Source organism: Streptosporangium fragile (assembly GCF_039534445.1).
GTDB lineage: Bacteria > Actinomycetota > Actinomycetes > Streptosporangiales > Streptosporangiaceae > Streptosporangium > Streptosporangium fragile.
Genome location: NZ_BAAAVI010000002.1, coordinates 224,935 through 240,679 on the forward strand (window position 1 = coordinate 224,935; position 15,745 = coordinate 240,679).

Genomic DNA, 15,745 nt, shown 5'->3' on the forward strand with positions numbered 1-15,745 from the left:
TCATGACCAGGATCGCGGTGATCACTGTCGGCACCAACGAGGCCGGGTGGCTCGACGCCTGTTACTCCACCCTTCTGGCCGGTGACTTCGACGGGCTCCGGATCGACGCCGTCTACGTGGACAACGCCTCGACGGACGGCAGCGTGGACCTGGTCAGAACGCGCTTCCCCGACGTCCACATCATCGCGCGCGGGCACCGCGGCGAGTTCTCCGACGCCAACAACCTCGGGATCCGCCACGCCCTCGCGCTGGGCGCCGACTACGTCTTCCTGCTCAACCCCGACACCATGACGCCCCCGAACCTCGTCCGGGACCTCACCGCCTTCATGGAGCGCCACCCCCAGTACGGCGTGGTGGGCCCGATGCAGCACCGCTACGAGGAGCCCGAGCCGAACGACTGGTCGGTGATGGCGCTGGAGGCGGGGGAGGCGCACGTCTTCGTGCACACCTGGCCCGACCATCCGTCCGGCGCCGGGCCGGCCGAGGGGCGCGCGGACCGCACTCTGGAGCACGCCTACGTGCAGGGCGCGGCGTTCTTCGTCCGAGCCGAGGTGTTGCGGCGGGTGGGACTGTTCGACGAGGTGTACGGCACCTACTACGAGGAGGTCGATCTGTGCCGGCGGGTGCGCTGGGCGGGCTGGCGCGTCGCGCTCCTGCTCGACCTCCACCTGCGGCACAAGGGCGGCGGAGGCACCGCGCACTCGCTCTACCGGCGCCGCCGGATGATCAGGAACAAGTACTACCATCTGTTCACCGACCCCGGGTGGCCTCGCGGCGAGGCGCTGCGGCTCACCGTCACGTGGGTCTGGCTCGACCTGCTGCGCCGCGGTCCCGCCCCGGCACCGACGTTCCGGGCGGGACTGGGAGACCTGTGCCACGCGCTGGGCTGGCTGCTGCGCGGGATCCCCACGATCGTCCGCGTCCGCCGCGAGCGCGCCGTGCTGGCGGCGCGCGGGGCGGGCGGGCCGCTGCGCGCGCCGACGCGAAGGAGCCGTCGTTGATCACTCCACCGCAGTTGCTGGCCTACTACTTCCCGGGGTTCCACTATGACCCGGTGCTCTACCCGGGCCTCGAACCCGGCTGGTCGGAGTGGGACCTGGTACGGCGGGCCCGCCCGTTCTTCCCCGGCCACTCCCAGCCCCGGCGGCCCTCCTGGGGGTACGAGGACGAGTCCGACCGCGACGTCATGGGGCGCAAGCTGGACGTGGCGGGCGCACACGGCATCGACGGGATGCTGGTGATCACCTACGAGTACGGCGGCGCCAGCCCCGGCGGCAGGGTCCTGGAGGCGGCCCTGGACGCGGCGGGGCCGGGCGTGGCCCGTCCGGCCATGATGTGGGCCAACCACCGCCGCTACTGGGCCTACCCGGAGCCGGAGGACACGGAGGGGCGCGTCTACCTGGAGGTGGACTACCGCCGCGAGCGGCTCGCGGCGATGGTCGACCGCTGGTGCGCCACCGTCTGGAGCCACCCCGGCCACTACCGGCTGCCCGACGGGAGCGTGTTCTTCTCCCTGTACAGCCCGCAGGCGTTCATCGACGGCACCGGATCGCCGGAGGCGCTCGCGTGGTTCTGCGCCTACGTCCGGGAGGCGGTCCGCGGGGCGGGGCTGCCCGGGGTGCACCTGCACGCGTGCTCGCTGTCCTATCTGCGCGACCTGGACGCGCTGGCCCTCTTCGACAGCTGCTCGGACTATCTCGCGCTCGGTTACACCGAGAACCCGCCGGGCAAGGAGCCCCACCTCGACCTGCCGAGCCACCGGGGCAGTCTCGTGGTGCCGACGCCGCGGGCGGACCGGCTGGCCGCCGTCGCCGCCTCGATGGACCGGCTGGCCCGGCTCGCCACCGTCCCCTACCTGCCCTCGGTCACCGTCGGGCGGGACTGTTCGCCGCGTGTCCGCGCCCGCGGCGAGCGGCGCGTCGGCCACTACAGCGCCCGCCCGATCCTGACCGACCCGATCCCCGAGCTGGCGCCCGCGGCGCTGCGGGTGGCGACCGACTTCCTGCACGCTCACCGGCCCGAGCCGGCGCTGGTCTTCGTCAACGCCTGGAACGAATGGACCGAGGGCGCCTATCTGGAGCCCGACGAGGAACACGGACCGGCCGCCCTGCGGGCGCTGGCCGCGGCCTGGGAGGAAGCGTGGATCTCAGCATCGTGATCGCGACCCGCGATCGGCGCGCGCTGCTCGACCGCACCCTCACCTCGATCGAGGCCGGGCGGGGCGCGCCGGAGTGCGAGGTGGTCGTCGTCGACCACGGTTCGCGCGACGGCACCGCCGAGCTCCTGGAGGAGTACGCCGCGCGCCTGCCGCTGCGGGTCGTCTCCCTGGAGTTCCGCGGCGAGTCGATCGCCGAGCCCAAGAACGCGGGAGCGGAGGCGGCGCGGGGGGACCTGGTCGTCTTCGTGGACAGCGGCGTCCTGTGCTCCCCGGGTTTCGCCGGCGCCCATCTGGCCGCGCACCGCCTCGCCCCCGCCTCCTGTGTCGCCGGGGCCGTGCTCGGCTGGGACAGCGAGGACGAGACCGACCCGTTCTGGGCGACGGTCGACGCGGCGAGGATGCCCGAGCGGCCCGCACCGGAATGGCCGGAGTCCCTGGCGGACCCGCGGGCGCCGCGGTTTGACCCGGACGGCGGCGCGCCGTGGTTGCTGATGTGGGGGGCGAACCTGTCCGTGCCGCGCCGCGACTTCCTGGCCGCGGGGGGCTTCGACACCGGGATGTCCGGCTGGGGCTGGGACGATCTGGAACTGGCCTTCCGGCTGTCGCGGTCGGGACTGCGGCAGGTGTACGCCCCCGATGCGTGGGCGCTGCACTACCCGCACCCCCGGGCGTCGCTCGCCAGCCGGATGGAGACGTCCCGGCGCAACTGGCTGCGCGCCTACACCCGGCACGGCGGCGCACCGGAACTGGAGCTGTGGGACCGCTGTGACTTCTGGGAGTACGCCGAGTGCCTGAGCCGGGTGGAGCGCACCTGGCGGGAGGCCGCGCGCCGGCTGGCGGCGCCTCCGCCGCGGCCGGGCGGCGCCGGGCGGCGGGTGCTGTTCGGCTTCGCCCCGCCCGACCGGCCGGAGCCGGGCGACGTGTTCGTCCTGCCGCCCGGGGTGGTGCGGTCCCCGCACCCGGGCGTGGTGACCGCTTACGGGCTCCGGACCCCGCTCGCGGACCGCAGCGCCGACGTGGCCGTCGTGTCCCCGGCCCTGCTGGCGTTCGACTGGCCGCCCTCGCCCGGGTGGCCGCCGCTGGTGGAGACGATGCTCCGCGAGGCCGTCCGGGTGGGCGGCAGGATCGAGGTGGCCGGGCCCGGCGGCGGGCCCCGGCTGGACGCGCTGGTGGAGAGGGCGGCCGCGTGAAGGGCCGGGCCGACCGGCTCGTGGTGGCGGTGTGCTCGGGACGGGTCGAGGACGTGCGCCGGAGGTGGAAGCACAACATCGCCCAGCTCGACGAGGACGACTACCTGGTGGTCATGGACTGCGCCGGGACGGAGGAGATCCGCCGGATCGGGGAGGAGATCACCGCCGCCGGCGGCACGGTCCACGTGCAGGGGAGACGCATGGGCCTGTCGACCGCGCGGAACCACGTGCTGGCGGTCCATCCCGACCGGCGGATCCTGTTCCTGGACGACGACGCGCTGCTCGACCGCGACGCTCTCGACGCCGTCAGGGACGCCTTCCGGGACGGCGCGGAGGTCGTGGGGACACGGCTGTCGCCGCCGCCGGAGCGGACGAGGCTCCCCGGGTTCATGACCACCGGCCAGATGCACCTGCTCGGCTGGCACGCCCCCGGGGAGCCGGTCAAGATCTGGGGCGCCTGCATGGGGGTGGACGCGGCCTTCGCCACGTGCCACGGCCTCACCTTCGACCTGAGGCTGGGGCGGACGGGACGGCGGCTGGAATCGGGCGACGACACCAGCTTCATCGCCCGGATGAAGGAGCACGGCGCGCGGGAGACCGTTCTGCCCGACGTCGAGGTGATCCACGACGTGCACCCCGCGCGGTTGTCCGTGCGGTACCTGGCCCGGCGCGCCTACTGGCAGGGCCGCAGCGAGGCGCGGCGCGGCCAGGCCCGCGCCGGCCTGCGCAAGGAGTGGCGGCGCTACCGCACCGGGGGCGGGTCGCCGCGCGCCCTCCTGCTGGCCGTCTGGTACGCGGGCGCCGTCGTGGCGGGCATCGCCCACGAGACGCTGGGGAACGGCCGGTCCTGACCGGGACGCGCACGCCCCGCCCCCGTGGGGCGCGGGGCGCTCGCGCGTCCCCGGCCGGTCAGCGTACGACGAGCCGGTCGCCGACCACGACGAAGTCCAGCCCGATCGCGTCGAAGGCTCTCAGCGCCTCCGTGGCCGTGTTCACCAGCGGCTCGCCGCGCGTGTTCAACGAGGTGTTGATCAGTACGGGCGGTACCCCCGCGTCCGACAGCGCGCCCAGCAGCTCGTGGATCAGCCCCGCACGCTCGTCCACGACCTGCGCCCGGACCGAGCCGTCCACGTGCACGGCCGCGGGCATGACCGCCCTCGCCTCGGCGGTGACCTGAGTCGCGCCGAGCATGTACCGCTGCAGCGTGGGCCGTTCGGACCAGAACCGGCCCGCGTCCTGGACCCGCGCCACCGGGGCCAGCGGCCGCCAGTGCTCACGGCCCTTGGTGAGGTTGATCTCGTCGCGCACCTCGACGGCGGACGGGAGGGCGATGATCGACCGGTGCCCCAGCGCGCGCGGGCCGACCTCGGCCCGGCCGACCGCCAGCGCGCCGATCGCACCGCGGCACAGCAGCTCCACCACGCGGTCGACCCGCAGCGGCTCCGACGCGACCGGGAGCTCCTCGCCGGCGCGGAGGACGGGCGACCCCAGGTAGGGGTCGAGCGGGCCCCCGGGCCGCCCGTCGCACAGGCTCCAGGCGGCGCCCAGCGCCACGCCCGCGTCGTGCGGGATGGGCGGGGCGTGGACGGGCTGCGGGAGCATGCCGTTGGCCGAGCAGTTCAGCGCCACCCCACCGGCCAGGCAGACGTCCTCCAGCCCGGTCTCCTCGCGTGCCCGGGCCACCATCGCCGCGATCGCCCGTTCGACCGTGTGCTGCGCGCTCCACGCCAGCCGTACGGCTTCCGGCACCTTGTCCAGCGTGTCGGTGTCCACGGTGAGCGAGGTGCGGCCCAGCAGCCCGCCGATGTGCTCGACCCAGGATTCCAGCACCTGGTCGTAGGAGTCCTCGTCGGTGTGCGCGAACGGCGGGGTGAGGTCGTCGTCGAGCAGTTGCCAGGGCTCCACGCCGCCGTCCCTGCCGTAGGAGGCCAGGCCCATGGTCTTGCCCGCGCCGAGGATGCCGAAGCCCAGCGCCTGGGAGACGGCCGCGTACATGATGCCCAGGGACCGTACCCGCGACCAGCGGCGCCTTCGCACCATCGGGCGGCCGCGCCGGGCCTCGAACAGGCTGGCCGACTCGTCCTCGCCGTTCCCGTCGACCACCAGGACCGCGGCCTCGGCCACACCCGCCGCGTACAGCCCGGACACCGCGTGCGCGCGGTGATGGTCGACGAAGACCACGTCGGGCCGGCGGCCCGTACCGGTCAGGCCGATGGCCCGCAGGAGCGCGTCGGGGCCGCCGAAGCCCCACCGCATCGCGTGCACGCCGTACATGCGCGGGACGTCCCAGCCGACCGCGACGACGTCCACGTCGGCCGGCGCGACGCCCGCGGACTCCAGCACGAACGAGACCGCGTTCAGCGGCTGCTCGTGGACTCCGTGCTTGGTCCGGGTGAACCTCTCCTCCTCGGCCATGGCGTAGACCCGGCCGGTCTCGTCGACCAGGCAGGCGGCGGTGTCGTGCCAGCCCACCGGGGGCACGTTGACTCCGAGTATCCACGTCATGGGGTGCTCCCCTTCGCGTACGCGCGGTGCTGGGCTCCGCAGGACCGGCAGAAGTCCGGGCTCTGGTTGAGCAGGGAGAGCCGGCGGAACTCTATGAGGCCCTCGTCGTTGATGCGCTCCTCCAGGTTCGGGTTTTCGACGTGCCCGAAGTTGAGCAGTTCGGGGAACGGCTTGGCGCAGCAGGCCGCCAGCAGGCCGTTCCAGGCGATGTAGAAGTTGTTCCAGGGCGCCTTGCAGCTCTCGAAACCGGTGATGGTGCGCTGGTCGTGCCAGTCGACCTCGATCCCGTGCCGCCGTCCCTGCTCCACGAGGGCGGTCATCGCCTCGGCGTACTCGTCGGTGACGTAGAAGTCGTACCGGTCCAGGCCGATGTCGGTCGCCGCCAGGTTCATGCCGTTGACGAACAGCGACCTGCCCCCCCACTCGGCGAGCGTGGACACCACCGCGGGCATTCCGGCGAAGTTCTCCGGGGTGACCACGCTGTTGAAGCGGAGCCGGGTGCCGTTCTTCTCGCACAGCGGGATCAGCTCGCCCACGATGCGCCGGAACTTCGGCCACACACCGGCCTGGCCCACGATCCTCTCGAACTCGTCCTCCACCGCGTCGATGGAGATCCGCAGCTCGGTGAGGTCGCCGAGGACCGGTTCGAGCGCCCGGACCGTCCGCGGCAGGCAGGCGTTGGTGCACAGGGAGATGAACGCGTCCGGGTTGAGGGAACGCGCCAGCTTCACCGCGTCGGCGAAGCGCGAGTACAGCAGCGGCTCGCCGAGGCCCCCGGCGAGGTCGAGGTAGTCCAGGTGCGGCACGTACCGGCGGGCGAGCCGTTCGAAGAGCTCCCACTCCATCTCGCGGTTGTGGACGAGGTCTTTGAAGAGCGTCTCGCGGGGACAGGTCAGGCAGGCGAGCTGGCAGCGACTGGTGATCTCGATCGTGACCTCGGTGGGCAGCCCGTCGAGCTTGACGGAACGCGCTTCCACAGAGGAGAGGAAACGTTGTTTCCGCCCGTGATGCGTCTCAGTCATGGTGTCTCTCCATAAACGGACCGGGCAACACAGATATCACATTCATATGAGGTACTGAATACTTGTCATCCGGAGTCGCCGAATGTCAAAGTCGGGTGCCGGAAAAGCCGATCGCCAGTCTTGACGGAGGTCACGTGGCGCATTACCTGGTCACCGGGGGAGCCGGTTTCATAGGCTCGTATTTGGTAGAGTCGCTGATGCTCCGGGGGCACCGGGTCGTGGTGCTCGACGACCTCTCCGGCGGCACCCGCGAACGGGCCGGTGAAGCGGAGCTCGTGGTGGGCTCGGTCTGTGACGTGGCGCTGGTGGACGAACTCTTCGAGCGGTGCCGGTTCGACGGGGTGTTCCATCTGGCCGCATTCGCGGCCGAAGGCATCAGCCATGTCGTCAAGCGTTTCAACTATGAGACGAACGTGCTCGGCACCGTTAATCTGGTGAACGCCGCGCTGAACTGCGGAGCGGGTTTCTTTCTGTTCGTTTCGTCGGTCGCCGTCTACGGGGCGGGACGCACCCCCATGCGCGAGTCCGATATCCCCGCCCCGGCGGACAGCTACGGTATCGCCAAGCTCACCTGCGAGCGCGAGCTCGAGGTCACACAGCGGATGCAGGGCCTGAAATCCCTCTCGGTGCGGCTGCACAATGTCTACGGCGAGTGGCAGAGCATGCGCGACCCCTATCGCAACGCCGTCGCGATCTTCCTCAACCAGATCCTCCGCGACGAGCCGATCACCGTCTACGGCGACGGCGGCCAGGTGCGCGCGTTCACCTACGTGCAGGACATCGTGGACCGGCTCGTCGCCGCCCCGGGGATACCGGAGGTGTGGGGCCGGGCCCTCAACCTCGGTGCCCGCCGCACCTACACCGTGGCCGAGCTCGCCGATGCCGTGCGTGTCGCGATGGGGGTCCCCGAGCACCCCATCGTGAACCTGCCCGTCCGGGACGAGGTGCGGGTGGCGTTCACCGACAGTTCCCTCGCCCGGGAGCTGATGGGCGACTGGGAGGACACCCCGCTGGAGGTGGGGCTGGGCAGGACCGCCGCCTGGGCCCGGGAGCACGGTGCGCAGAAGCTGCACTCGGTGCTCCGGCACGAGGTGGACGAGCGGCTCCTGCCGGAATGGGCCCGCCACGTCGAGAACCGGCTGGCCTCGTCATGAGCGGCGCGCGGAGGGAGCCGGCCATGGAGCCGTCCGAGATCGAGCGTCGCGCGGCCGAGCTGGGGCCCTGGGTGAGCAGCTTCGAGTTCGGGGGCGCGGTCTACCCCCGGGCGAACGGGACCGTGGTGACCCACGAGATCGAGCCGCGCACGGCGCTGCACCGGCAGCGGGTGGCGGAGTTCTTCGAAGCGTTCCCGGGCGCCGCGCGGATCCTGGAGCTGGGGATCCTGGAGGGTGCCGACACCGTGCACCTGGCGGCCCGGCCGGGCACCGAGGTGGTGGGGATCGAAGGACGCGCGGAGAACCTGGCGCGCGCCCGGTTCGTCATGGAGCTTCACGGGCTGACCGAGGTGCGGCTGCTGCTCGGCGACGTCGAGACCATGGATCTCGGGGAGCTCGGGGAGTTCGACGCGGTCATGTGCGCCGGGCTGCTCTACCACCTGACCCGGCCCTGGGAGACGCTCGCCGACCTGCGGAAGGTCACCGGTCGCCTCTACCTGCAGACCCACTACTGGAACCGGCGGGCGGAAACCCACACGGTCGGCGGGTACACGGTCAAGACCGTCAGCGAGACCTACTCCGAGCCGCGCCTGCGCGGGCTGGCCGAGCGGGTCCTGTGGTTCGACCGCGCGTCGCTCCTGACCGCGCTCCGAGACGCGGGCTTCGACCGGATCCAGGTGATCAGGGACGAGGCCGACGGCCCCGTGGGCACCATCGTCCTCACCTGCTCGGCCTCCGGGGTGTGCTGAGCGGAGCCCGAGCCCTCGCCGAACTGCCGGACGTGCCTCTGCTCACCGACGACGCCGGGTTCGCCGGCTCGACCGCGCATAGGGGGAGATCCACCGCCACCCGCCACCGCCGTACGCGTTCAGGGAGTCCGGGATGCTCCCGGTACTCAGGGTCGATGTTCCCGCACGGTTCGCGGGCCGGGCCGTACCGGCTCGATGACGGCGCGGTGTGGGCCGGGGCGGATGTCGTGGCGGTGCGGGGGACGCCGCTGTTCGTCTCGATCCGTTCGCGGTAGACAGGTGTCTTCACACCGGGCTGCCGACCGGCATGCGGAACGTCAGCCCATGTGCGGGTAGCGGTGGTCGGCCGGCGACTCCGGCAGAGCGGTCAGTTTGTTGTAGCCCAGGCCGAGGTCGGTCAGGTGAGTGAGGTTGCCCAGTGACTCGGGCAGGGCGGTCAGTTTGTTACCGCTCAGGTGGAGTGTGGTGAGGGCGGTGAGGTTGCCCAGTGACTCGGGCAGGGCGGTCAGCTTGTTGTAGCGCAGGTCGAGCGTGGTGAGGGCGGTGAGGTGACCCAGACACTCGGGCAGGACGGTCAGTTTGTTGTCGTAGAGGTAGAGCTCGGTCAGGTGAGTGAGGTTGCCCAGTGACTCGGGCAGGGCGGTCAGTTCGTTACAGCTCAGGTGGAGTGTGGTGAGGGCGGTGAGGTTGCCCAACCATTCGGGCAGGACGGTCAGTTCGTTACTGCTCAGGTCGCTATCGCGCAGGTCGCTACCGCTCAGGTCGAGCGTGGTGAGGGCGGTGAGGTGACCCAGACATTCGGGCAGGACGGTCAGTTTGTTGTCGTAGAGGTTGAGCTCGGTCAGGTGAGTGAGGTTGCCCAGTGACTCGGGCAGGGCGGTCAGTTCGTTACCGCCCAGGTCGAGGAAGGTGAGGGCGGTGAGGTCGCCCAGCGAATCAGGCAGGACGGTCAGTTCGTTACCGAACAGGTCGAGCCTGGTCAGGTGAGTGAGGTTGCCCAGCCACTCGGGCAGAGCGGTCAGCTCGCTACCGTACAGGTTGAGCTCGGTCAGGTGAGTGAGGTTGCCCAGCCACTCGGGCAGGACGGTCAGCTCGTTACCGCTCAGGTCGAGTGTGGTGAGGGCGGTGAGGTTGCCCAGCCACTCGGGCGGAGCGGTCAGCTTGTTGTAGCCCAGGTCGAGGAAGGTGAGGGCGGTGAGGTCGCCCAGCCACTCGGGCAGGACCGTCAGCTTGTTGACGCGCAGGTCGAGTGCGGTCAGGTGAGTGAGGGCGGTGAGCGATTCGGGAATCGTCTCCAGGCAGAGACGGGACAGGTCGAGTGTGGTCGATCCGTCTCGCAGGCAGTCGCTGATCAGTTCGGCGGCGACCGACTGGCCGTCTTCGGGCCTGACCATGTCTTCTCCTCGTCGTTGCCGATGTCTTCGAGCTTGGCCCTGTCGCGCCGGATACGAGAGCCGGTGACGAGGCTAAGGGCCGGTACTGGGAAACGACTTGTAGATCACTCCAGCGCATCGGGGAGAAGGCCGGACCGGATCGGGGCCGGGCCTTGAGCGACATCGGAACGGTGGATGGCGGCAACTCCGCCCGTGTCGGCTCGCTGACGCCACTGGCCGTTCCATTGTCGATCAGCCCCGCTACCGGGAGCCCGCTCCCATTCGCGACTCAACAACCCGATGAGGACCACACCCCTGCGGTCTGCTGACCCAGACCCCACGCCAAATCCCTTTGTCGGCAAACTCTCAGGTTGGTGAGGCGCTCATGAGCCCGGAATGATGTGGTCCCGCCATCGGGAATGCATGCAGGATGCATGCTGAAATGGGTGCATGGGAACCATACAGATCCGGGACGTCCCCGACGAGACCGAGCTGACGCTGAAGGCGAGGGCTGAGCGTGAGGGCAAGTCGCTGACGGCCTATGTGCGCGACCTGCTGAACGAGGAGGCCTCCACTCCGACGCTGGACGAGGTGATGGCCAAGATCGCTACTGATGAGCCGGTGCCGTACGACCCCGACTTCGTCCGCGAGACGATGCGCGAGGGGCACCGGTGAGCCTGGTCGTCGACGCCTCCGTCGTCTTTCGCCTCCTGGCCAACGTGAAAGGCGACGACCTTCTCCGTCGGCGGATGGCTCGCAAGGTGCACGCCCCGGCGTTGATCGACGTGGAGATCGCCTCGGGGGTGCGCGGACATGTGATCACCGGCAAGCCGGAGGTGCGCATCTCCCAAGCGCGGGCCCAGGTCATGCTGGAACGCTACGCCCAGCTCAAGATCACTCGACATCCCATGCTGCCCCTGCAGCGGCGGGTGCTGGAGCTGCGCAACAACCTCACCGCCTACGACGGCATGTATGTGGCTCTCGCCGAGCTGCTGGGTGTGCCGCTGCTCACCGACGACGCCAAGTTCGCCGGCTCGACCGGGCATCGGGCGGAGATCCACCGCTACCCGCCACCGCCGGTGTAGATCCTCCTGCAATGCGTTGGCCCCCGGACGGTCCACGGTGGATTCCACCGGGTTCTCCATGATGTCGATCATCACGGTCTGGCCGGGCTTGATGCGTCGAGGATAGATCGTGGATGAGCGGCGCTGCGGTCGGCAAGACCGATGCCCGAGCCTCCGATTCGAGACCCGGGCATCGCTTTTGCCGTGAGGTGGTCACTCGGGGAAGCCCGGCGACTTGAGGCTGGGCTGCTGCCACCCGCTCTGCGGGGTGTCAGCCCATGTGCGGGTAGCGGTGGTCGGTCGGCGGGACGAACGTCTCCTTGATGGTGCGGGCGTTGACCCAGCGGATCAGGTTGAGGATCGACCCGGCCTTGTCGTTGGTGCCCGAGGAGCGGGCGCCGCCGAAGGGCTGCTGGCCGACGACCGCGCCGGTGGGCTTGTCGTTGACGTAGAAGTTGCCCGCCGCGAAGCGCAGCCTCTCGGACGCCGAGGCGATCGCGTAGCGGTCCCGGGCGATGATCGAGCCGGTCAGGGCGTACTGGGAGACGCTCTCCATCTGGTCCATGACCGTGTCGAAGTCCGCGTCGTCGTAGACGTGCACGCCGAGGATCGGCCCGAAGTACTCCCTGGCGAAGATCTCGTCCGTCGGGTCGGCCGACTCCAGGATGGTCGGCTTCACGAAGTAGCCGGTGGAGTCGTCGTACGAGCCGGTCAGCACGTTGATCGAGTCGAGCGAGCGGGCCCGGTCGATCGCCGCCTTGTGCTTGGCGAACGCCCGGCCGTCGATGACCGCGCCCATGAAGGTGGACAGGTCGGCGGCCACGTCGCCGATGGTCAGCGACTCGGCGGTGGCGACCAGCTCGTCGCGGATCGCCGACCAGACCGAGCGCGGCACGTACGCGCGGGAGGCGGCCGAGCACTTCTGCCCCTGGTACTCGAACGCGCCGCGGACCAGCGCGGTGGTCAGCACCGCGGGGTCGGCCGAGGGGTGGGCCAGCACGAAGTCCTTGCCGCCGGTCTCGCCGACCAGGCGCGGGTAGGACCGGTACCCGGTGATGTTGGCGCCGACCGTGGACCACAGGTGCTGGAAGGTGGCGGTGGAGCCGGTGAAGTGGATCCCCGCCAGGTCCGGGTGGGTCGTCGCGACCTCGGAGACGGCGGCGCCGTTCCCGGTCACCATGTTGATGACGCCCGGCGGGAGCCCGGCCTCCTCCAGCAGGCGCATGGTGAAGTGCGCGGCGAACTGCTGGGTGGGGGAGGGCTTCCAGACGACGACGTTGCCCATCAGGGCCGGAGCCGTCGGCAGGTTCCCGGCGATCGCGGTGAAGTTGAACGGCGTGATCGCCAGGACGAAGCCCTCCAGCGGGCGGTACTCCATGCGGTTCCACGCGCTGGAGGTGGAGAGCGGCTGGTCGGCGTAGAGCTGGCGCGCGTAGGCCACGTTGAAGCGCAGGAAGTCGATCAGCTCGCAGGCGGAGTCGATCTCGGCCTGCTGCGCGGACTTGGACTGGCCCAGGACCGTCGCGCCGTTCAGCGTCTGCCGGTACGGCCCGGCCAGCAGCTCGGCGGCGCGCAGGAAGATCGCGGCCCGCTCGTCGAAGGGGAGCGCGCGCCAGGCGGGCGCGGCCTTCAGCGCGGCGTCGATCGCGGCCCGCACGTCGTCGGCGGTGGCCTCGGCCGTGCGGCCCAGCACGGAGGCGTGGTTGTGCGGCTGGACCACGTCGATCGAGGCGCCGCCGCCCATCCGCTGCTCGCCGTCGATCGTCATCGTCAGGTCCAGCTGGGCGCCGGCCAGCTCCTTGATGCGGTTCTCGAGCGCGGCACGCTCCGCGCTGCCGGGCGCGTAGCCGAGCACCGGCTCGTTGGCCGGGGTCGGGACGGTGGAGATGGCATCCATCACTTGCCTCCAAGGGCGCGAAGAAAGAAGGCGATGTTCGCCGGGCGTTCGGCCAGCCGGCGCATGAAGTAGCCGTACCAGTCGTCGCCGTAGGGGACGTAGACGCGCACGGTGTGCCCCGCACCCGCCAGGGCCTGCTGCTTGTCGGTGCGGATCCCGTAGAGCATCTGGTACTCGTAACCGCCCCGGGAGCGCCCGAACCGGTCGGCGAGGGTCTCGGTGATCGAGATCAGGCGGTCGTCGTGCGTCGCCACCATCGGGTAGCCCGCCCCCGCCATGAGGATCCGCAGGCAGCGCACGTAGGCCTTGTCGACCTCGCTCCTGCTCTGGTGCGCCACCGAGGCGGGCTCGGCGTAGGCGCCCTTGACCAGGCGGACCCGCGAGCCCTCGTGCGCCAGGTCGCGGCAGTCGGCCTCGCTGCGGAACAGGTAGGACTGGATCGCGACACCGGTGGCGGGGAAGTCCTCGCGCAGTGCCCGCAGGATCTCCAGCGTGGAGTCGACCGTGGTGTGGTCCTCCATGTCCAGGGTCACGTTCGCGCCGGCGGCGCGGGCGGCCTCGCAGATCCGCCGGGCGTTCTCCAGGGCGATCTTGTCGCCGTCGGAGCCGAGCGCCTGGCCGACCGCGGAGAGCTTCACCGACACCTCGGCGCGGTCGCCGAGCCCCAGTCCGCTCAGCGCGTCGAGCAGCACGGCGTACGCCCCGGCCGTCTGGGCGGCGGCCGCGGCGTCCTTCGTCTCCTCGCCCAGGTGGTCGACGGTGGCGGTGAGACCGGCGGCGGTCAGCCTGCGGACCGCCTCGACCGCGTCCCGGGTCGTCTCACCGGCGACGAACCGGTCGACGACCTTGCGTGTCAGCGGCACACCGGACACCGCGCGCCGGACCAGCGGCACCCGGGATACGCCGAGAAGTAGGGAACCGAGCATGCTTTCACCCTAAATCTCCAGCTCAGCGGACCATCATGTGCATCTGCCACGATCGGCGGGAGAAGTGTTCATACAAATGCACAACAATGGTGGGGTGCTGCAGGAGACAGTCGACGAGATAGCGGCCAGGCTCGGTGCCTCGGCCACCCTGGAGGACCGTTCCTTCCAGCTTCTGGCGTACGCCGCGCAGAGCGGGAACATCGACAGGGTGCGCCAGGAGTCCATCCTCCGCCGCCGCGCGACGGAGAAGGTGCGCCGCTACTTCGAGGAGTACGGCATCGCCGTCGCCCGTGGGCCCGTGCGCATCCCGGCCGACGCCGACCTGGGGGTGCTCGCCCGGGTGTGCGTGCCGCTCCGGCACCACGACGTCACCTACGGCTACCTGTGGCTGCTCGACGACGGCACGCTCGACGACGAGGCCCTCGCCTCGGTGGCGAACCTGGTCGCCCGGGCGGCCGCGGTCCTCGCCCAGGAGGCCCGTCGCCGTCAGGACCTGGGCAGGAACCTGCGGGAGTTGTTCTCGACCGACGCCGAGGAGCGCTCCTGGGCGCTGGGCCGGCTCGACCTGCGCGGCCCGGTGGCGGCGATCGCCGTCCGCGGCTCGCCGGACCGGGTCGCCGCCCTGTGGACGCTCCCGCGCGGCGTCCTCGCCGACCCGGCCTTCGACGCCGGGGACGAGCCGGTGGTCGCGCTCCTCGCCCCGGCCGGTCAGGCGGGGGAGCTGGCCCGCCGGATCCAGGCCATGTACGCCACCGTGGCCGGCGTCGGCGACCCCCGGGCCGACCCCGCGCAGGCCTGGCGGAGCTGGCGGGAGGCCGTGCGCGCGCTGCGGGTGGCCGGGCGCGTGCCCGCCCTCGCGCCCGTCGCGGTCTGGTCCGGTCTCGGCGTCTACCGGACGCTCGCCCGCATGTCCCCGGCCGAGCTGCGGGAGGTGGCCGGGGAGGCCGGCGCCCTGGCCGGTGACCCGGAGCTGGCCAGGACCGTGGAGGGCTACCTCGACCGCGCCGGTCACGTCCAGGGGACCGCCGCCGCGCTCGGCGTGCACCGCCAGACGCTCTACTACCGGCTGGCCAAGGCCGAGCGGCTCACCGGCCGAGACCTGGCCGACGGGGAGGACCGGCTCCTGCTCCACCTCGGCCTCAAGGCGGCCCGTCTGCTGTGACCGCCGCTCCTTGTAGGCAATATGTCTGCTTTTGTCATCTTTTGTCATTGTATTGAATGATCTTTCATCATCATGTTGGGGGATGTAGCTGCAAAGGGGGCCATGCCACCATTCCGGACATGAACGACGTTGACCCCGTACGCCGGGCGCTGGCCCGGCTGGTGGAGTCCGGCGAGCTCCGCGCCGAGCAGGTCGAGCCGGTCGCCCGCGCCGTGGACGAGGCGCTGCGCGCCCGCGGGGGCGGCCGGACCGGCGGCGCGGCCCCGTGGAGCGAGATCGTCGCCTACGTCGGCGGAGGGCTCGTCCTGGCGGGCGCCGCCGTCTTCGTCGGCCTGAGCTGGGACCGGATGGACCAGGCGACGAGGATCGCCGTCCTCGCGGTGATCACCGTCCTGCTGCTCGGGACGGCCGCCGGGCTGGGCCGGGCCGTGCGGTCGGCGACCGGCAGGACGGCCGTCGTACAGGGCAGGGTCGCCGCCACGCTCGCCGCGCTGGGCGCGGGCGCCGCCGCCCTCTGCGCCGGGGCCGCCGCGACGGGCCGGCGG

At 71.2% G+C, this 15,745-nt stretch carries 14 protein-coding genes and 1 pseudogene; 10 read left to right on the forward strand and 5 right to left on the reverse strand.

Features of this window, described 5'->3' with window-relative positions:
• Window positions 1–2: 2 nt before the first annotated feature.
• The 4 genes from ABD841_RS02720 to ABD841_RS02735 are packed head-to-tail and all read left to right on the forward strand — an operon-like array spanning window position 3 to window position 4,199.
• Complete coding sequence (locus tag ABD841_RS02720) at window positions 3–1,001, forward strand: glycosyltransferase (RefSeq protein ID WP_344967435.1); 999 nt, start codon at window positions 3–5, stop codon at window positions 999–1,001.
• The gene (locus ABD841_RS02725) at window positions 998–2,158 is read left to right on the forward strand and encodes a glycoside hydrolase family 99-like domain-containing protein (RefSeq protein WP_344967437.1); all 1,161 of its coding nucleotides are present in this window, start codon (window positions 998–1,000) and stop codon (window positions 2,156–2,158) included. Before ABD841_RS02720 ends, ABD841_RS02725 begins: the two co-directional genes overlap by 4 nt.
• On the forward strand, window positions 2,140–3,348 hold the full coding sequence (locus tag ABD841_RS02730; protein ID WP_344967439.1) for a glycosyltransferase family 2 protein: 1,209 nt from the start codon (window positions 2,140–2,142) through the stop codon (window positions 3,346–3,348). The genes ABD841_RS02725 and ABD841_RS02730 overlap by 19 nt, the downstream gene beginning before the upstream one ends.
• The gene (locus tag ABD841_RS02735) at window positions 3,345–4,199 is read left to right on the forward strand and encodes a glycosyltransferase (protein ID WP_344967441.1); all 855 of its coding nucleotides are present in this window, start codon (window positions 3,345–3,347) and stop codon (window positions 4,197–4,199) included. Before ABD841_RS02730 ends, ABD841_RS02735 begins: the two co-directional genes overlap by 4 nt.
• Before the next feature lie 58 nt (window positions 4,200–4,257).
• Here the strand turns inward: ABD841_RS02735 and ABD841_RS02740 are convergent, their stop codons facing one another.
• Together ABD841_RS02740 and ABD841_RS02745 are read right to left on the reverse strand one after the other, a co-directional pair.
• The gene (locus tag ABD841_RS02740) at window positions 4,258–5,853 is read right to left on the reverse strand and encodes a carbamoyltransferase C-terminal domain-containing protein (protein WP_344967443.1); all 1,596 of its coding nucleotides are present in this window, start codon (window positions 5,851–5,853) and stop codon (window positions 4,258–4,260) included.
• Entirely contained in the window at window positions 5,850–6,875 is a 1,026-nt protein-coding gene (locus ABD841_RS02745) for a radical SAM/SPASM domain-containing protein (RefSeq protein ID WP_344967445.1), read from the reverse strand. The genes ABD841_RS02740 and ABD841_RS02745 overlap by 4 nt, the downstream gene beginning before the upstream one ends.
• 134 nt (window positions 6,876–7,009) lie before the next feature.
• Between ABD841_RS02745 and ABD841_RS02750 the strand changes: the two genes are divergently transcribed.
• Together ABD841_RS02750 and ABD841_RS02755 are read left to right on the forward strand one after the other, a co-directional pair.
• Window positions 7,010–8,029, forward strand: a complete 1,020-nt coding sequence (locus tag ABD841_RS02750; protein ID WP_344967447.1) for an NAD-dependent epimerase/dehydratase family protein — start codon at window positions 7,010–7,012, stop codon at window positions 8,027–8,029.
• Between the two features lie 23 nt (window positions 8,030–8,052).
• Window positions 8,053–8,778: a class I SAM-dependent methyltransferase gene (locus ABD841_RS02755; protein WP_344967448.1), complete on the forward strand. Its 726-nt coding sequence runs from the start codon at window positions 8,053–8,055 to the stop codon at window positions 8,776–8,778.
• Between the two features lie 317 nt (window positions 8,779–9,095).
• Here the strand turns inward: ABD841_RS02755 and ABD841_RS02760 are convergent, their stop codons facing one another.
• Entirely contained in the window at window positions 9,096–10,172 is a 1,077-nt protein-coding gene (locus tag ABD841_RS02760; RefSeq protein ID WP_344967450.1) for a leucine-rich repeat domain-containing protein, read from the reverse strand.
• Window positions 10,173–10,601: 429 nt separating this feature from the next.
• On the opposite strand from ABD841_RS02760, the gene ABD841_RS02765 reads away from it, so the two are divergent.
• The gene (locus ABD841_RS02765; RefSeq protein WP_344967452.1) at window positions 10,602–10,826 is read left to right on the forward strand and encodes a FitA-like ribbon-helix-helix domain-containing protein; all 225 of its coding nucleotides are present in this window, start codon (window positions 10,602–10,604) and stop codon (window positions 10,824–10,826) included.
• Window positions 10,823–11,236: a type II toxin-antitoxin system VapC family toxin gene (locus tag ABD841_RS02770; RefSeq protein ID WP_344967454.1), complete on the forward strand. Its 414-nt coding sequence runs from the start codon at window positions 10,823–10,825 to the stop codon at window positions 11,234–11,236. Before ABD841_RS02765 ends, ABD841_RS02770 begins: the two co-directional genes overlap by 4 nt.
• A gap of 250 nt (window positions 11,237–11,486) precedes the next feature.
• Here ABD841_RS02770 and pruA read toward each other — a convergent pair whose 3' ends face one another.
• Window positions 11,487–13,112, reverse strand: coding sequence for an L-glutamate gamma-semialdehyde dehydrogenase (pruA, locus tag ABD841_RS02775; RefSeq protein ID WP_344967456.1), 1,626 nt, complete (start codon window positions 13,110–13,112; stop codon window positions 11,487–11,489).
• Window positions 13,112–14,038: a proline dehydrogenase family protein gene (locus tag ABD841_RS02780; protein ID WP_344967458.1), complete on the reverse strand. Its 927-nt coding sequence runs from the start codon at window positions 14,036–14,038 to the stop codon at window positions 13,112–13,114. The genes pruA and ABD841_RS02780 overlap by 1 nt, the downstream gene beginning before the upstream one ends.
• Window positions 14,039–14,132: 94 nt before the next feature.
• Between ABD841_RS02780 and ABD841_RS02785 the strand changes: the two genes are divergently transcribed.
• Window positions 14,133–15,200 carry a PucR family transcriptional regulator gene (locus ABD841_RS02785; protein WP_344967460.1) on the forward strand — a complete coding sequence of 356 codons (1,068 nt, stop codon included), beginning with the start codon at window positions 14,133–14,135 and terminating at the stop codon, window positions 15,198–15,200.
• A 119-nt stretch (window positions 15,201–15,319) separates the two neighbouring features.
• Window positions 15,320–15,745, forward strand: a pseudogene (locus ABD841_RS02790) (hypothetical protein); the annotation flags it as partial.

Excerpts from the sequence above, each read along its gene's own strand:
- ABD841_RS02720 (WP_344967435.1), top strand. The coding sequence starts at position 3 with ATGACCAGGATCGCGGTGATCACTGTCGGCACCAACGAGGCCGGGTGG.
- ABD841_RS02740 (WP_344967443.1), bottom strand. The coding sequence starts at position 5,853 with ATGACGTGGATACTCGGAGTCAACGTGCCCCCGGTGGGCTGGCACGAC.
- ABD841_RS02745 (WP_344967445.1), bottom strand. The coding sequence starts at position 6,875 with ATGACTGAGACGCATCACGGGCGGAAACAACGTTTCCTCTCCTCTGTG.
- ABD841_RS02755 (WP_344967448.1), top strand. The coding sequence starts at position 8,053 with ATGGAGCCGTCCGAGATCGAGCGTCGCGCGGCCGAGCTGGGGCCCTGG.
- ABD841_RS02760 (WP_344967450.1), bottom strand. The coding sequence starts at position 10,172 with ATGGTCAGGCCCGAAGACGGCCAGTCGGTCGCCGCCGAACTGATCAGC.
- ABD841_RS02765 (WP_344967452.1), top strand. The coding sequence starts at position 10,602 with ATGGGAACCATACAGATCCGGGACGTCCCCGACGAGACCGAGCTGACG.
- pruA (WP_344967456.1), bottom strand. The coding sequence starts at position 13,112 with ATGGATGCCATCTCCACCGTCCCGACCCCGGCCAACGAGCCGGTGCTC.
- ABD841_RS02780 (WP_344967458.1), bottom strand. The coding sequence starts at position 14,038 with ATGCTCGGTTCCCTACTTCTCGGCGTATCCCGGGTGCCGCTGGTCCGG.